This is a genomic window from Actinoplanes sp. ATCC 53533, from assembly GCF_003947245.1.
Genome location: NZ_QHHV01000037.1, coordinates 61,443 through 76,746 on the forward strand (window position 1 = coordinate 61,443; position 15,304 = coordinate 76,746).

Annotated in this window: 16 protein-coding genes; 7 read left to right on the forward strand and 9 right to left on the reverse strand. The window is 70.5% G+C overall.

All coding sequences use genetic code 11. The features are described from left to right. The first annotated feature begins 10 nt into the window (after positions 1-10). From DMB66_RS14225 to DMB66_RS14245, 5 genes are all read left to right on the forward strand, one after another. A complete protein-coding gene (locus DMB66_RS14225) occupies positions 11-664 on the forward strand; it encodes a 3'-5' exonuclease (RefSeq protein WP_125804546.1) in 654 nt (217 codons plus the stop codon). Between the two features lie 166 nt (positions 665-830). Next, positions 831-2,738, forward strand: a complete 1,908-nt coding sequence (locus DMB66_RS14230) for a lysophospholipid acyltransferase (RefSeq protein ID WP_125804547.1) — start codon at positions 831-833, stop codon at positions 2,736-2,738. Continuing rightward, the gene (locus DMB66_RS14235; protein WP_158647231.1) at positions 2,735-4,183 is read left to right on the forward strand and encodes an HAD-IB family hydrolase; all 1,449 of its coding nucleotides are present in this window, start codon (positions 2,735-2,737) and stop codon (positions 4,181-4,183) included. The genes DMB66_RS14230 and DMB66_RS14235 overlap by 4 nt, the downstream gene beginning before the upstream one ends. Continuing rightward, entirely contained in the window at positions 4,180-5,655 is a 1,476-nt protein-coding gene (locus DMB66_RS14240) for a wax ester/triacylglycerol synthase domain-containing protein (protein ID WP_125804549.1), read from the forward strand. The genes DMB66_RS14235 and DMB66_RS14240 overlap by 4 nt, the downstream gene beginning before the upstream one ends. Positions 5,656-5,722: 67 nt before the next feature. Continuing rightward, positions 5,723-6,985, forward strand: coding sequence for a triacylglycerol lipase (locus DMB66_RS14245; RefSeq protein ID WP_125804550.1), 1,263 nt, complete (start codon positions 5,723-5,725; stop codon positions 6,983-6,985). Positions 6,986-7,059: 74 nt separating this feature from the next. On the opposite strand, the gene DMB66_RS14250 is transcribed toward DMB66_RS14245, so the two are convergent. From DMB66_RS14250 to DMB66_RS14275, 7 genes are all read right to left on the reverse strand, one after another. Continuing rightward, complete coding sequence (locus tag DMB66_RS14250; protein WP_125804551.1) at positions 7,060-7,989, reverse strand: universal stress protein; 930 nt, start codon at positions 7,987-7,989, stop codon at positions 7,060-7,062. A gap of 167 nt (positions 7,990-8,156) precedes the next feature. Continuing rightward, the gene (locus DMB66_RS14255) at positions 8,157-9,080 is read right to left on the reverse strand and encodes a universal stress protein (RefSeq protein ID WP_125804552.1); all 924 of its coding nucleotides are present in this window, start codon (positions 9,078-9,080) and stop codon (positions 8,157-8,159) included. Positions 9,081-9,184: 104 nt separating this feature from the next. Beyond that, positions 9,185-9,349: a hypothetical protein gene (locus DMB66_RS61150; protein WP_158647234.1), complete on the reverse strand. Its 165-nt coding sequence runs from the start codon at positions 9,347-9,349 to the stop codon at positions 9,185-9,187. A 36-nt stretch (positions 9,350-9,385) separates the two neighbouring features. Then, complete coding sequence (locus tag DMB66_RS14260; RefSeq protein ID WP_125804553.1) at positions 9,386-9,688, reverse strand: hypothetical protein; 303 nt, start codon at positions 9,686-9,688, stop codon at positions 9,386-9,388. 183 nt (positions 9,689-9,871) lie between these two features. Beyond that, positions 9,872-10,798, reverse strand: a complete 927-nt coding sequence (locus DMB66_RS14265; RefSeq protein WP_125804554.1) for a universal stress protein — start codon at positions 10,796-10,798, stop codon at positions 9,872-9,874. A 102-nt stretch (positions 10,799-10,900) separates the two neighbouring features. Further along, positions 10,901-11,395, reverse strand: a complete 495-nt coding sequence (locus DMB66_RS14270) for a Crp/Fnr family transcriptional regulator (protein WP_125804555.1) — start codon at positions 11,393-11,395, stop codon at positions 10,901-10,903. Between the two features lie 355 nt (positions 11,396-11,750). Continuing rightward, on the reverse strand, positions 11,751-11,936 hold the full coding sequence (locus tag DMB66_RS14275; RefSeq protein ID WP_125804556.1) for a hypothetical protein: 186 nt from the start codon (positions 11,934-11,936) through the stop codon (positions 11,751-11,753). A gap of 346 nt (positions 11,937-12,282) precedes the next feature. Here DMB66_RS14275 and DMB66_RS14280 point away from each other — a divergent pair, with 346 nt between their 5' ends. Then, a complete protein-coding gene (locus DMB66_RS14280) occupies positions 12,283-12,843 on the forward strand; it encodes a DoxX family membrane protein (RefSeq protein ID WP_125804557.1) in 561 nt (186 codons plus the stop codon). A 125-nt stretch (positions 12,844-12,968) separates the two neighbouring features. On the opposite strand, the gene DMB66_RS63685 is transcribed toward DMB66_RS14280, so the two are convergent. Beyond that, positions 12,969-14,396, reverse strand: a complete 1,428-nt coding sequence (locus DMB66_RS63685) for a glycosyltransferase (RefSeq protein WP_125804558.1) — start codon at positions 14,394-14,396, stop codon at positions 12,969-12,971. Here DMB66_RS63685 and DMB66_RS65220 point away from each other — a divergent pair. After that, positions 14,395-14,517, forward strand: coding sequence for a hypothetical protein (locus DMB66_RS65220; protein WP_255440646.1), 123 nt, complete (start codon positions 14,395-14,397; stop codon positions 14,515-14,517). The two genes, DMB66_RS63685 and DMB66_RS65220, sit on opposite strands and share 2 nt — an antisense overlap. Before the next feature lie 455 nt (positions 14,518-14,972). Here DMB66_RS65220 and DMB66_RS61155 read toward each other — a convergent pair whose 3' ends face one another. Then, positions 14,973-15,146: a hypothetical protein gene (locus tag DMB66_RS61155; protein WP_158647235.1), complete on the reverse strand. Its 174-nt coding sequence runs from the start codon at positions 15,144-15,146 to the stop codon at positions 14,973-14,975. Between the last annotated feature and the right edge of the window lie 158 nt (positions 15,147-15,304).

Consider the following 15,304-nt stretch of genomic DNA (forward strand, 5'->3'; position numbering starts at 1 on the left):
CACTCCTCCGGTGAGGTTCCGCAGTCCGGTGCCGCTTCCCGGGCCACACCTGGGCACCGCCTGGCGCGCGGCGGAGTTCTGCGTCATCGATCTGGAGACCACCGGACTGGATCTGCGCCGCGACGAGATCGTCGCCTACGGGGCGGCGATCGTGGCGCAGGCGCGGATCCCGTGCGGTCGGACCGCGTACGGCCTGGTGCGCCCAACCCGGGCGATCTCGGTTCCCGCGCTGACCGTCCACGGGCTACGCCCCGCCGACCTGGCCGACGCACCCACCATCGACGAGGCCGTGGACGACCTCATCGGCCTGCTGACCAACCGGGTCCTGGTGGCGCACGCGGCCTGGGTCGAACGCGCCTTCCTCAATCGGGCGCTGCGTCTGCGCGGAGTCGCTCTCGGGCGAGTGGTCATCGACACCGCCGCCCTACTGCGAGCCTGCCGGCTCGCAGACCGCAATCCCGTCCGCGAGCCCGACCTGGAGACGGCCTCCCGCAAACTGGGGCTGCCGGTCCATACCCCGCATCATGCCCTCGGCGACGCGTTCACCACCGCCCAGTTGTTCCTCGCCTTGGCCACCCGACTGGAACGAGTGCCCGCCGGGAAGAGACCACGCCCGCTGACACTGCGGCACCTGTCCGCCATCTCCCGGCACCATCGCCTTTGAAACGGCGACAGCACGCCGGCGAGCGGCCGCCGGGCGGTCTGCGACCAGTGGAGTCTTTCGCGTAGGGCCGAAGGGCCTGCGGGCCTGTCCCCTTCGGCGGTTGAGCCCAACCCGTGGTGAAGCAAAGACTGGGGTGGGCATCCACGCGCGCACTTGCGAGGTCGCGATGAATCCGAACAGCACCGAGCATCCCTCGATCCTGAACTCGCTGGACCGGATCGGGGCTCGCCGGGCGCTACAGCGCTTCGGCGTCCTTGACGAGCCGACGAGCCCGCTGCCGACGGACCCGCCGGAGGTCGCGCAGCTGCTGTCCAGCGCCGGCTTCACGGAGCGGCTCACCGAAATCGCCCGGTCGCTCGGCCGCGATCCGCGGGACGTACGCGCCGAGTCGGCCGGCTATCTGCGCGAGATGGGCGCCACGCACACCGGGCGGGCGCCGAAGGACTGGGCCAGGTTCAGTCAATGGCTGTCCCGGGCCCACGACCTGGTCGTCGACCCCGAGCAGACGCGGCGACTGCGTGCGCTCGATCGCCAGCGGTCGTTGCTGTTCCCGTTCTCGCACCGGTCTTATCTCGACGGTGTCACGGTGCCCGCCGCGGTGTCCCAGAACGGCATCACGCCGGCGTTCGTGCTGGCCGGAGCCAACCTGGACGTCTTCCCGTTCAACCACCTGCTCCGCCGGTCGGGTTTCGTGTACGTCCGGCGGGCGACGGCCGACATCCCGGTGTACCGGCTGACGCTGCGGGCGTACGTCGCCCAAATGATCCGGAATCGGCGCAACCTCTGCTGGTCGATCGAGGGCGGCCGGACGCGAACCGGAAAGCTCCGCCCGCCGACCTACGGCGTGCTGCGCTACATCATCGACGCGCTCGACACGGCAACCGGCGCCCAGCCGCTGATCGTTCCGGTCTCGATCGTGTACGAGCAGCTGCACGAGGTCTCGATGATGACCGACGAGGCCCGCGGCAGCACCAAGCGCCCGGAGGACCTGCGCTGGTTGTGGAACTTCGGACGGTCTCAGCGGGAGAGGTTCGGTCGAGTGTATCTGCGGTTCGGTGAGCCACTTCCGCTGCGGGAAAGGCTGGCCGAGCTGCGGGCCGAGCTGCGGGCCGACGATCGGGCCGAGTCACGCGTGGTCGAGCGGATCGCCCTGGAGACCTGTCACCGCATCAACCGGGCCACGCCGGTGACGACGACGGCCGTCGTCTGTCTCGCGCTGCTCGCCGCCGACCGCGCGCTGACCCTGGACGAGGTGCTGGCCACCGTCGCCCCGCTCGCGCGGTACATCAGGCAACGCGGGCGGCCGGTGGCCGGCGCGGCGGACCTGACTGACCGGGCCACCATTCGCCGCACCCTGGACGACCTTGTCCGTTCCGGCGTGCTGGCCAGCTATGACGGCGGCACCGAGACGGTCTGGCGGATCGGTCCTGGCCAGCATCTAGTCGCCGCGTTCTACCGAAACACGGCGGTGCACGTGCTGGTGGACCGGGCGATCGGCGAGCTCGGCCTCGCGGCGGCGATGGCGGGCGACGAGAACGGGTTGCAGACCGCGAACAGGGAGACCCTGCGCCTGCGCGACTTGCTCAAATTCGACTTCTTCTTCCCACCCCGCCGGGAGTTCGCCGAGGAGATGGCCGCCGAGCTGGCGATCGTCGACCCCGGACAGGCCGGAGGGCTGCACGAGTTCACCCCCGCCGACGCCAAGCGATGGCTGCAGGACGGCGAGCCACTGGTCGCCCATCTGGTATTGCGGCCCTTCCTGGACGCCTATCACGTCGTGGCCGACCGGCTGGCCGCCTGGGAGGACGACGACGAGCCGTTCGACGAACCGCGCTTCCTCGACGAGTGCCTCCGGGTCGGCCGGCAATGGGCCCTGCAGAGACACCTGGCCAGCGAGGAGTCGGTTTCCCTGGAGCTGTTCAAGCCGGCCCTGCGGTTGGCGAGGCACCGCGATCTGGTCGAGTCCGGCGTACCCGGGACAGCCAAGCGGCGCCGCGATTTCCTGGAGGAGATATGTGGGACGGTGCGCCGGGTAAACGTGATCGCCGAGCTGGCCCGCCAGGATCGACCATGAACGCCACCGCCGCCGAGGCCGCCGAGGCGGTCCGAAACGCACCCGGAGGACCGAAGATCGGCGCGTTCTTCGACTTCGACGGGACACTCGTGCAGGGCTACACCGCGAACTCCATCTACCGGGACCGGATCCGCAAGGGCCAGGTCGGCGCCCTGGAGCTGGCCCGCGTCATCGTCGCCGCGGTGGACGGCACCGTGTTGGGCGGCGACCCGCAGACCATCGGCACGATCGGTTTCGCGGGGCTGAGGGGCCGAACCGTGGACTCCGTGGCGGATTTCGGCGAACGGTTGTTCGTCCAGAAGATCGCCGGGACGATGCGGCCGGAGGCCCGCGACCTCGTCCGCGCTCACCTGCGTCGGGGCCACACCGTCGTGGTGGCTTCCTCTGCCACCCGGGTACAGATCGAACCGGTGGCACGCGATCTCGGCATACCGCACATCGTGTGCACGGAGCTGGAGGATGAGAACGGCGTCCTCACCGGGCGCAGCACCACCGGCATGCTGTGGGGCGAGCGGAAGGCCGGCGCGGTGCGGGCGTTCGCCCGCGCCCGCGGGATCGACCTCAGACGGAGCTACGGGTACGCCAACGGGGCGGAGGACATCGCGTTCCTCGGTACTGTCGGCCGGCCGTACGCGCTGAACCCGCACCCCATGCTGCGCAGGGCCGCCGAGGAGTACGGCTGGCCGGTGCTGCTGCTGCGGGAACCGAAATCACCGGGGCTGTGCGCGTACCTCGGCACGGCCGGCGGGCTGGTGGGGACGAACATCGGGCTGGCTGCCGGCGTGGCGTTCGGGTGGCTCACCGGTGACCGCCGGCGCGGAGTCAACACCGGCATCGAGCTGTCCACCGGCATCGGGCTCGCCCTCGCCGGCGTAAAGGTCAACGTGGTGGGTGCGGAGAACCTCTGGAAGGCCCGCCCCGCGGTCTTCATCGCCAACCACCAGAGCACCCTGGACGTCCTGGTGCTCGGCACGCTTCTGCGGCGCGACTTCACCGCCGTGGCCAAGAAGGAAGCGCGCCTCGATCCGCGGATGATCATCATCGGCACGCTGCTCGACCCGGCGTGGATCGACCGTTCCGACCTGACGAAGGCCAAGAACACCCTGGACGGGGTCGTGCGGAGGCTGCGGGCGGGCACCTCGATCCTCATCCTGCCCGAGGGCACCCGGATGCCGACGCCGAGACTGGGCCGGTTCAAGAAGGGCGCATTCCACATCGCCCTGCAGGCCGGCGTGCCGATCGTGCCGATCGTGCTGCGCAACACGGGCGAGCTGGCCTGGCGGCGCTCGATGATCGTCAACCCCGGCACGGTCGACGTCGCGGTGCTGGACCCCATCGACACCGGCGACTGGACGGTCGACGACTTGGACGAGCGGGTCGCCGAGGTACGACAGCGGGTCACCGACACCCTGGCGGACTGGCCGCGGGAGGTGAGCGCACCATGAGCGCCCGCAAACCCAAGCGAGCGAGCCAGGCGGCGCTCGACCCGATCAGATCGAACGAGGAGGCGTGGGCGCTGGCCGGCGAGTGGGGCGCCGGGGATCGAATGACCGAACTCGAGACCCTGATGTGGCGCAGCGAGCGGCACCCGCGGCAGTCGTCGACCATCTCGGTCCTGATGATGCTGGACACGGTGCCGGATTGGGACCGGTTGCACGCCGCGCACGAGTGGGCGACCAGGCTGGTGCCGCGGACGCGGAAACGCGTACTGGAGCCCGCCGTGCCGGTCGGGCCGCCGGCCTGGGTGTTCGACCCGGCCTTCGACCTGGACTATCACCTGCGCCGGGTGAGCCTGCCCGCGCCGGGAGGGCTGGCGGAGGTGCTGGCCTTCGCCCAAGGCGCCGCGATGGCACCGTTCGACCGCACGCGTCCGCTCTGGGAGGGCACGCTCGTCGAAGGGTTGCCGGACGGCAGGGCCGCGTACTTCCTCAAGCTGCATCATGCGCTCACCGACGGCCTGGGCGGCGTGCCGCTGGTGTCGCTGATCCAGAGCCGGCGCCGGGAACACACCGACGACAAGCCGGTCGCGACCTCGCCGCACGAGTCCCGGCCGGATGCGCGGTGGCTCGTGGTCGAGGAACTGGCCGAGCAGGTACGGGCCCTTCCGTCAGCGGCCGGGAAACTGCTGACGTCCGGGGCGCGGGCACTGGCTCATCCGGCCACCGCGGCCGAGAGCGCGCTGTCGTTCGCCGGATCGCTGCGTCGCACCGTGGCACCGCGGCCGGTGCCGGGCTCACCGCTGTTCCGCGGCCGGACCGGCAGGTCGTGGCGGTTCGGCGTGATGGAATGCCCCCTGGCCGACCTCGACGCGGCGGCGAAGGCCGCCGGCGGGTCGGTCAACGACGCCGCCATCGCCGCGCTACTCGGCGGGATGCGCCGCTACCACGAGTGGCACGGCGTCGAGCTGGACGAGATGCCGATGACGATGCCGGTCAGCCTGCGCAAGTCGGACGACCCGATGGGCGGCAGCAAGTGGGCGGGCGCGACGTTCGCCGCGCCGATCGGGACGGAGGACCCCGAGGAACGGATCGCCGCGATCCGCGGCATCGGACTGTCGCTGCGGGTGGAACCGGCTCTGGACAGCATGTCGGCACTCGTGCCGGTGCTGAACCGGGTTCCATCGGCGGTGGGCGCCGCAGTCGGCCGGCTCTCCGCGGCCACCGACCTGTCCACGTCGAACCTCCCCGGCACGCCGTACCCGATCTACCTGGCCGGCGCGAAGGTCGAGCGGACCTATCCGTTCGGGCCGCTGCCCGGCGTCGCGGTGATGGCGGCGATGGTGTCTCACGCCGGCACCTGCTGCTTCGGGATGAACATCGACCACGCCGCCGTGCCCGACCCGCACGTGCTGGTCGACCGCATGCGCGAGGGCCTCGCGGAGGTGCTGGCAGTGACCCGGGAGACCCGGAGGGGGTAAGCCCTTGCCCTGCCGGCCAACACGCCGCACGCTGACGGGAGAACCGATACCGGGACGGGAGCTTGTCGTGGGCAGCGATGCGGAGATCCGGGCGGTCGGGCGGTTGGTCGGTGACGCTCTGGCCGGTGCGGTGGGCCTGGTCCGAGACACCCACCGGGCGATCGCCGACCGCGCTTTCACCGCCGCGGGACCGGCAGCGCAGCCGGTCCGCGCCGTGCACGGCATCATCGCGAGCGGGGTGTACGCGACCGTCCTCGGCGCCCACGCCCTGCTACCCCGAGTGATCGGCGTTGCCGTCGGCCACGGGTGGCGCCCCGAAAAAGCTCCGCTGTCGGGTCACCAGGCCGGCCGGTTGACCCTCGCCGTGGTCAACGGAATCTGGGGCGACACACTCAGCGGCCGACACCCGGACCTGGCCACCCCGATGGCGGTCCGGTCGCGCCACGAGGACGTCCCGCTCACCACCGACGCGCTGCGGGCGGCCTTCCCCACGGCGAGCCCACGGATCGCGCTGTTCGTCCACGGTCTGTGCGAGACCGAGGAGTACTGGTCCCTGGCCGCCGAACGACACCACGGAACGGAGCGCACCACGCTCGGCTCGCGGCTGCGGCGCGACCTCGCATACACCCCCGTCTACCTGCGGTACAACACCGGCCTGCACGTGTCCGACAACGGCCTCCGGCTGGCCGCCCTGCTCGAGGAACTGCTCGCCCACTGGCCGGTCGCCGTCGAGCAGATCACCCTCATCGGCCACTCGATGGGGGGCCTGGTGATCCGCAGCGCCGGCCAGCAAGGCGCCGCCGCCGGCCACCGATGGGTGCCGGCGGTGCGGCACGTCGCGTTCCTGGGCACGCCACACCTGGGAGCGCCGCTGGCCCGCGGCGTGCACACCACGGCGTGGCTGCTGGCCCGGCTCCCCGAGAGCCGGCCCATCGCCCGGCTGCTCAGCGAGCGCAGCGCCGGAGTCCACGACCTCAACTACGGTGCGCTGCTGGAGGAGGACTGGCGCGACGTCGACCCGGACACGCTGCCGCGCGACAACTGCACCGACGTGCCGTTCCTGCCGCACGCCAACCACTACTTCATCGGCGCCACCCTCACCCGGCAGCGCGACAGCCCGCTGGCCACGGTCCTGGGCGACCTGGTGGTCCCGTACCGCAGCGCCGCCGGCAGCGGTAACCGCCGGCACCTGCCGTTCAGCTCCGACAACGGCCGCCACCTCGGCGGCCTGCACCACTTCGATCTGCTCAACCACCCAGAGGTGCACGACCAGTTGTGCGCCTGGCTCGCCGAGCCGAAGTCGACGACGCTCGCCGACGACCAGCCATGACGTCCGGGGAACACCCGATTGTTGCCCCATCTCCTATCGCCTTCGCCCCCGTACGGTTGAACGGTGGGCGCGGGTCAGCCCACCAGGAACACGGGGCAGTCGGCGCGCTGGAGCAACGCGCGGCTCACGGAGCCCAGCAGCGCGTCTGTGAGAGGGCGCTTACCGCGCCGGCCCACGATGACCGCGGCCACCTTGCCGGAAGCGGCCACCAGTGCGGTGATCGGGTCACCGGCGACAGACCGGTGCTGGACGACGACGCCGTCGCGGGTGCTCGTGCGATCAGCCGGCACGGGGCCGTCCCCGGTGGCGTGCAGCATGATCAGCTCGCAGCCGCGCAGCTGGGCCTCGCGCACCGCGAAGGCGATCGTATGTGGCGAAGTCGGCGAGGTGTCCACGCCGACCACGATCGGACGGGTGGCGTAGTGCGGACCGGGCGGCCAGCCGGGCACCCGCACCACCAGCACCGCGCCGGAGTGATGGGTGGCGACCCGGTCTCCGACCGCCGTCCCGAAGGCCGCGCTCGCGATGCCGTGCTGGTGCCCCACCACGACCAGGTCCGCCGCTTCGGCCGCGCTCAACAGCATCGTGGCCGGCGCTCCGATCATCAGGCGGCTGGTCACGGCCACGGTCGGCGAGTAGCCGTGCACCCGGTCGGTCATCCGTTCGAGCAGCCGGGCACCGAGGTCGCGAGCCGGGTACCGGGCGGTGCCCGCATGCTGCACGTGTACCAGTCGCAGGTCCCAGCCGCGCAGTTCCGCCTCGATCGCTGCATGGTCCACAGCCGTGTAACTGGCCGGGGAATCGTCCACGCCGACCAGCACGAGCCCGGACTTGCTCCGGTCCGGCTTCCGGGGCGCCAGGACGGGCGTCGTGTCCCGGGTCTCGCGGTAGCCGTACGCTCCAAGGTAGCGGTTGACGGCCTCGCTGTAGGGGGTCGCACGGCGCGCGTCACCGGCGGTCTGCCTAGCTTCTTGTTGCGTTCTCTGCTTGCCGAGGTCACTCATCGCCAGCCTCCTGGTGCGATTCCTTCCTCTTCAGGACATCTGATCGGCAACCATCGGAACAGGGCCGGAGGTCCCGCCGTCGCGGGTTCGGTCGCATCCTGTCGCATTCCGGTGGCGAGGTGCTGATACTGCGGGAGACAGCGCCGACGCTGCGCGGGACCGGTAGGTCACTCTCCCGCCCCGCTCGCCGCGGTACTGGCCTTCTCACCCGCCGACAGGGCACGCCACCCGGGGGGCACCAGCAGTACCGGGCAGACAGCGCCACGCATCGCCGAGGTGCCGAGTGAGCCGTAGACGAGCTCGGCGAAGCGGCCCGTGCGCCCCATCCCGGCCACCAGCAGGCGGCTTCGCAGCGCGGCACGCTGCAGGGTGTACGTAACCTCGAATTCTTGTGTGATCAGGCGATCGACGACCACGTCCGGATAGGTCCACGCCCAACCGGCCAGCACTTCGGCGAGGTGCCGGTCGGCCTGCGCATGGCCGATCACATGATCGCCACCGCTGGTCGAGGCTTCCGGGTCGAGTGCGGCGAAGGACACGTGCAGCGCGACCAGATGCGACCCGTAGCGGGCCGCCTCCTCGTAGGCGCAGACCACCGTCGACGTCGACTGCCGGTGACCCGAGGCGAGCAGCACCACAGGCCCGCGTTGCGGGGCGGTTCCACGGTGCACGAGCAACGGGCACACGCTTTGATGGGCGAGATACGTCGCCGTCGACCCCCAGCTGGGATGGGTCCGCGCTTCGTCGCGATGACCCACCACCAACAGCTCAGCCGTCGCCGACCGCTCGGCCAGCACGGCGGACGCTCTGCCGCTGAGCAGCTCGGTGGTAACGGGCAACCGGGGTGCCTGGTGCAGGGCGCGCCGCGCCGCGAGGTCCAGCAGGTGCCGGCTGTCCGCCTCGGTGGGCAATGGGTTGCGAATCTGCGCCGAGCCGCTATAGCGGTTCGGCCAGACGTGCACGATCGCCAGTGACGCGCCGCGCCGCGCCGCCTCCGCGACCCCGAAGTCGACGATGGTCAAGTGTTCCCGGCCCCGATCGACCGCGACCACGACCGGGAGCTTCTGCGGGTGCGACGTGACGGTGTGCATATTTGGACGGTAGGCGCGGGGGCTGTCCGGCAGAACGGCCTACGGACCGGGGACGGCCGGGACTTTTGGTCCGGTTCCGCAGCCCCTACCGCTGAGTGAGGCACTCACTTGCCGTGGTACGCGGCCCACATGAAGTCGGCTGCCAGGTCATGCGTGATCTTGAACCGTGTCGCCATGGCGCGCAGGTGGGCGCGCGCCGGGCCTTCGGCGGGACCGGCCGACGCCTTTCCTCTGTCCCAGCGCCACAAGCCTGCGGTATGCAGCGCCATAGGTCCCGAGTCGCATCGCAGGAGCCGTGCCGCCGGTCAGTTCTCCGGTGGAATGGACAGCGGATGACGGTCGACGTCGCGCTCCGCCAGCCTCTGCATGGCATGGCGATACTGCCTGCCGCTGATCTCCCTCTCCATCAGCTGCCTGACCAGAGCGCCTTCCAGCGTCTCCGGCTTCGGTACCTCGCGAGCCTGGGCGGATTCCGACGCCGACCCGGCCTTGTCGTGCTTCTCTTCTTCTTTGATGGCCGACCAGGCGGCCACCGCGAGGCACGCCACCATCACCATCGTCAGCATCGCTACGAAGACCATCCTCATCACCGCCTCACGCATCATCATCGATGCCGTCGCGAGGAGCGCGGCAGGGCCGAAGGTCCCATCGGTCAGGGTCTGTCGCGAGGGTGAAGGCCCCGCGCCCGCAGTACCTACCACCGCAACCCGCGGTCATCGCATCCCCGTAGCCGACAGAACCCGACGACGGAGAGACCCTGACGGGTCTCTCCGTTGACGAGGGAGATGCTCTCAGCCGATCAGGAACACGGGGCAGGCGGCATCGCGGATCAGTGCTCGGCCGACGGAGCCGACGAACTCCGTGGTGGCATCGGCGCCGTCGGACCGGCCGACGACCACCGCCGCCGCCCGGTCCGACGCGGCCGTCAATACCTTGATCGGATCGTCCGCCACAGCACGGTGAAGCACCCGGACGCCGGCCTGGTCGCTCTGGGGCGCTGGACCGCCCATACGGTGTAGGACGACCAGCTCGCACGTGCGAAGCTTCGCCTCGGCACGGGCGAAGGCGAGGGCCGGCGTGGGGATCCACGGATCGTCGACGCCGACGACAATCGGCCGGTCGGTGACTTCTCGGCCGGGTGGCCGCCCGGGCACCTGGACGACCAACGCCGGGCCGCTGTGACGGGCAGCGACCCGTTCCGCGATGGACAGACCGAACACGGTGTGGACCGAACCGCGGCGATGCCCCACGACGACCATGTCAGTGTCGGAGAGCTCCGCCAGCAGCGCGGTAGCCGCCGCACCGACGGCGAGGTGACTGAAGACCGCAACGGTGGGTACGTGGGCGTGCACCCGTTCGGCCATCCGTTCGAGCAGGCGCGCTCCCCGGTCAGGGGCCGGGAACAGGGCCGCCCCGGCGGGTTGGACGTGCAGGAGCCGCAGATCCCAACGGCGTAGCTCAGCCTCAATGGCCGCGTGGTCCACAGCGGCGCGACTGCATGGTGAGTCGTCTACACCGACGACGACTGCACCTGCCTGCGGCGCCCGGGCCTGGATCGTCGTCGACCCGGCTGCTTCCGGATGCTCCCGGCGCCACCCTCGGTAGCCGGCTGCGCCGAGGCACCGTTTGACAGCCTCGCGACACCATGCCGGTGGCCGAGCATCGCTGCAAGAATGGCGGGGGTCTTGCCGGATCCCGTGCCTCCCGGGTTCGCTCATCGAAGCCTCCCGCTGCTGGGCTCTCTTTCGAGCACAGCGTGCCCGCGCACCTCGGAGCAGGGCCACAGGTCCCGCTGGCGGGGAGCGCAGGTCCCGCACCACTCAGCCCGGACCGGAGGCCCCGGCCGGATGATCCGGGTACGCGTACAGCTCGACCAGCCGGTGCCGTGCCGTCTGCAGTCGACCGCCCATGACAGCAAGGAAACGCGCGGTGAGTTCACGCCCGAGGCCCGGATCAGCGTTGATGAGAATGCGCACCCCCGCAGCGTCGAACTCGATCGCCTGGCAGTCCTCCGCGACCGTCGCACCGAGGGTCCACCGGTACGGCGGCAGCAGCCAGGACCAGCCGACCACACTGTCAGCACCGACGCGCTCGATGACGACGTCGCCGCGGCCCGGCACGTGGAAGTCGAGAGCGACGACGCCGGAGCGCAGCAGCCAGAAGCGATCGGCCGGACCATCCTCACGAAACAGCCGGTAGCCCGGGTACCGCAGCACCGGGCGGCCGTGGACCGCCAGGCGCCGCAGCCAGCCGACCGGAAAGTCACCGAGGAAGGGATGCAGGACGAGCTGATCGAAGACGGACAAGGGTGCCATGCCGTCCCTCCTGACAAGAGCTGCGGCGGAATCCAGCGACATCTGAGCGCGGGTGGTCCGCACCCGCCGGAGCTGGACGGTCTGCCGGATGTGCTCGGGCGAAACCGAACGGAGTGCCGATCCTCGAACCGCTGATCAGGTTGCCGTCGACGTCGTAGGTGAGCCCGTCCGCCACGTCGACGACACCCGCAACCTGCCGGGCCAAGCCAGCGATCATTGAGGGCGTCGGTCTACCGTCCGCCCGCCGAACCACAGGAACGGTGTGCGTAGCCCCCACCGGTATCGGCCCAGCCAAGGCCTCTCCCCGGTCGATGAGGGCCCGGGGGATGCTTCCAGATCCACCGAGTGTTCTCTTTCACCTCTTTTCGATCGTGGCCGCCTGCGCCGGCTCGGCCGCCACCTCGCGATCCACGTACGCGTCCAGGTAGGAAAAGCTCCCTAGGTATCGATTGATGGCCCCGGCGGCTGCCGTGTTCCGCACCCGATCACCGGCGCGGGCGCGGGCTTCCCACTCGGTCTTGATCTTTTCCCGATCGTCCATCTCCGTCGCCTCCCCAGTCCGTTGTGCGGCCCTGTGCCCCTCCTCCGGGAAATGCCGAGTGCGCCGGCGACGCTGCCGGCGCTCTCCACCCCATGTCACCATCTGCATCGCTGCGCGCCCAGGGTCGTCGGACATGTCTGGGGCGGGACGATCGCCCTGCCGTTGGCCCGCGCCAGCACAGACGAGACCGGCAGCATCATGAACCACATCTCTCTTCACTGCCTTCTCCGCCGGCTGGTCACCGAATCGGGGACCTTGGTCCTGGCCGGATCGGGCAGTTGGGCTCAAGCGTGACAGCGGGCGGGTCCGGCATCGTCGGAGGCACAGACATCGACAGGAGGACACCATGACCACCATCGGCCGCGGCACCACCGCTCACCTTGAGAAGGTCGAGGCGCCCGGCTCCATGCTCACCCACGCTGCCGCCCGGGCTCTCGCCGTGCTGCGCGTCTCCACCGGATTCGTTTTCCTGTGGGCATTCTTCGACAAGACCTTCGGCTGGGGCTACTCGACCCCGTCGGAACGCGCCTGGATCAACGGTGGCTCGCCCACCAAGGGCTTCCTGGCCAACCTCGAAGTCGGCCCGTTCAAGGGCTTCTTCCACGACATCGCCGGCGCGGGCTGGGCCAACTGGTTGTTCATGATCGGCCTGCTGGGCATCGGCCTCGCCCTGCTCCTCGGCATCGGCCTGCGCATCGCCGCGGCTGCTTCCACGCTGATGATGGCCTTCATGTGGATCGCCGAATGGCCGCTCGCCGAAGGCTCCACCAACCCGGTCACCGACTACCACTTCATCTACGCCGTCGTCAGCATCGTCCTGGCCCTCACCTATGCCGGACACACCTGGGGCCTCGGCCGCCAGTGGGCCGCACTGCCGTTCGTTCAGAAGAACCGCTGGCTCCTCTGACCACCCGTCGGCCCGACCGAACCGCCGCCCGGTCCGCCACGGACCGGGCGGACGTCTGCGTGCGACTCATGACGCCCATGGTCCGCACGGGCGGGCCCGCGGACACGATGGGACTCGAACACGGGCTACCGGCCGGCAATCAGGGTCGCGAAGGCTTCGGCGTACCGCAGGAGATGCAGGTCGCCGACGAAGTTGGCGCGGACGTGAGCGTGCGCCGCCGCGCCCATCCGGGCCCGCAGTTCAGGATCAAGCAGCAGCGCGCGGACGCTCGCCCCGAACGCCGGAAGATCGGTCGGGTCGGGCAGCAGGACACCCGTGCCGGGGGCGATCTGGTCGTTGATCCCGCCCACCGCGGAACCGATCACCGGCCGGCCCTTCCACATCGCCTCGGCCACCGTCAGCCCGAACCCCTCGGCGAGGCTCTTCTGCATCACAATGCTGGCGTGCCGCTGCAAGGCGTTCACCATCGCGGCGTTCTCATCCACGTCGTCCAGCGGCAGCGTCACCAGCAGCGTGCGCGAGCGCACCGCCGGCGGAAGCGCACGCCATTGCAGCAGGCACTCGCCATAGACAGCGGCACCCTCAGGATCGTCTGCGACGTTGGCGACCGACGGCCCGACCAGGGCCAGGTGGCTCGTCCGGTCGGCCGCCACGTGCTCGGCGAACCCTCGGAGCACGCCGTCCATGTCCTTGAGCCGGTCCCACCGGGAGACCTGCACCAACAGCTCGTCGCGTGGACCGGGAAGATCGTCGGCGATCACCACGGCCGGCCGCTCCACATGACCGGTGTGTCCGTCCAGGCGCAGGAAGCGGCCCGGACCGCCGGCCCCGCCGGGATCGTCCACCACACCGATGGTGGCCAGGATGGCTCGCACCGAACCCCGGTCGAGCTCCTGGTTCTTGGCGGCGAATGGATCGATCGACGGCGCGATGATCCATACCTGTTCGGGCGACATCCAGGCCGGCACGTACGCGCGCCGGGAGAAGACCCAGCCGTACGCCTCGGTGAGGTGTGGGCGCAGGAACGCCCATGCCGCCTCGGTCACCTCGTTCGCCGAGTCCGCGCCGATGTGACACCGCCAGAGGACCAGCGCCCCCGCATCTACCAAGGGCGCCGCCAGTCCTGCCGTCTGGGGATCGTGCAACAGCACGATATCGCCGGGCTGGACCCGGTCCAGCAGTTCCACCGCGTTCGCCGCCAGCACCCGGCTGTAGTGATCTGCCTCCGCAGCGCCGAGCCCGGTCGCGTCGCCGTGGCCGTGAATGCCGTTGTGCACCCGCTTGGTGATCGAGAAGAAGTCGGCGTCACCGTGGATCACCAACCGCCGGATCGCGATGCCGAGATCATCCACGTATCCGACGAGGACCTGCAGCATCTCCGCGACTCCGCCACCCACGGCGGTGGAGTTGACGTTCCAGATCGTACGGCCGACGAACCCGGCCCGGAACTCCCCCGCGGCCGAGAGCAACCCGGCGAACCGTTTCGCCCCGATCACCGCCTCCAGACGCGCGATCGGCCGGCGGAACGACGGCACAGCTCGAATCAGGCCCATGAGATGTGTCTACCCGCTCTGGGACCGGATCGGCACGATCCGGAGGACCTGGCACGCCACGATCCCGGCGAAGGTCATGGTCATGACCTGCCGGCAGGCGTGCTCCAGGGCGCTGCCCTGAGCGTTATCGCGGTCGCCGGGCCACATCGGCACCGGGGCATCGACACGCTCCTGCTCGATGAACTCACCAGGCGCGCGCGTGATCGAGGCATCACCCGGCTCGTCACCGGCGTACGCGGGCCACGTCCGCTGCCGGACACGCCGGGCCGCCAAACCCCGGCACAGGCGGTCCAGGCACTCGCGCACCGCCCGCGACTACGCAGCCTGGCGGCGGGAACCGCTGACTCGCCGGCCTGAGCCGGTCGGCCTCCGCCCGAGCCGATCCGGTCGGCCGCCCTGGGGCCACCGGGAACGACCAGCGCGGCGACCTGACAACAGCCGCCGAGGACGCCCGATCGGCCGTATCTCGCGCCGTATGACTCGCCACAGGTCAGGACCTACGTCCCTGGTCGGCGGCTCCACCGCGGACCAGGCTGGGATGGTCAGCCGGCGCCGGTGACACGACAGGTGTCCTGGTCAGCCGTCCGCCCTGCGGAGCAACGCCCCGCCGTGCCGCCACACGACGGCGGAACAGCCCGCCGGGCGGGCGGCGCGAGTGCACTCCTGGAGGCGTCTCGTGTCGTACTCCCGCCCGGAGATCCGCGAGGAGCCGCCACTGCCCGCGCTGATCTCGACTTCTCGCACCGGCACGGGGGCAGCGTGCACTCCAGCGGCCAGGCACGGTACCGCCAGTGAATCAGCCACCAGTTGGGCACCTGGCACGACCAGTTCGACATGTCCGGCTGCCAGCGTGGCCTTGGACCTGCGCGTACCGGGCCGCGGCGACCAGGCGGTGGTCGAACGCGACG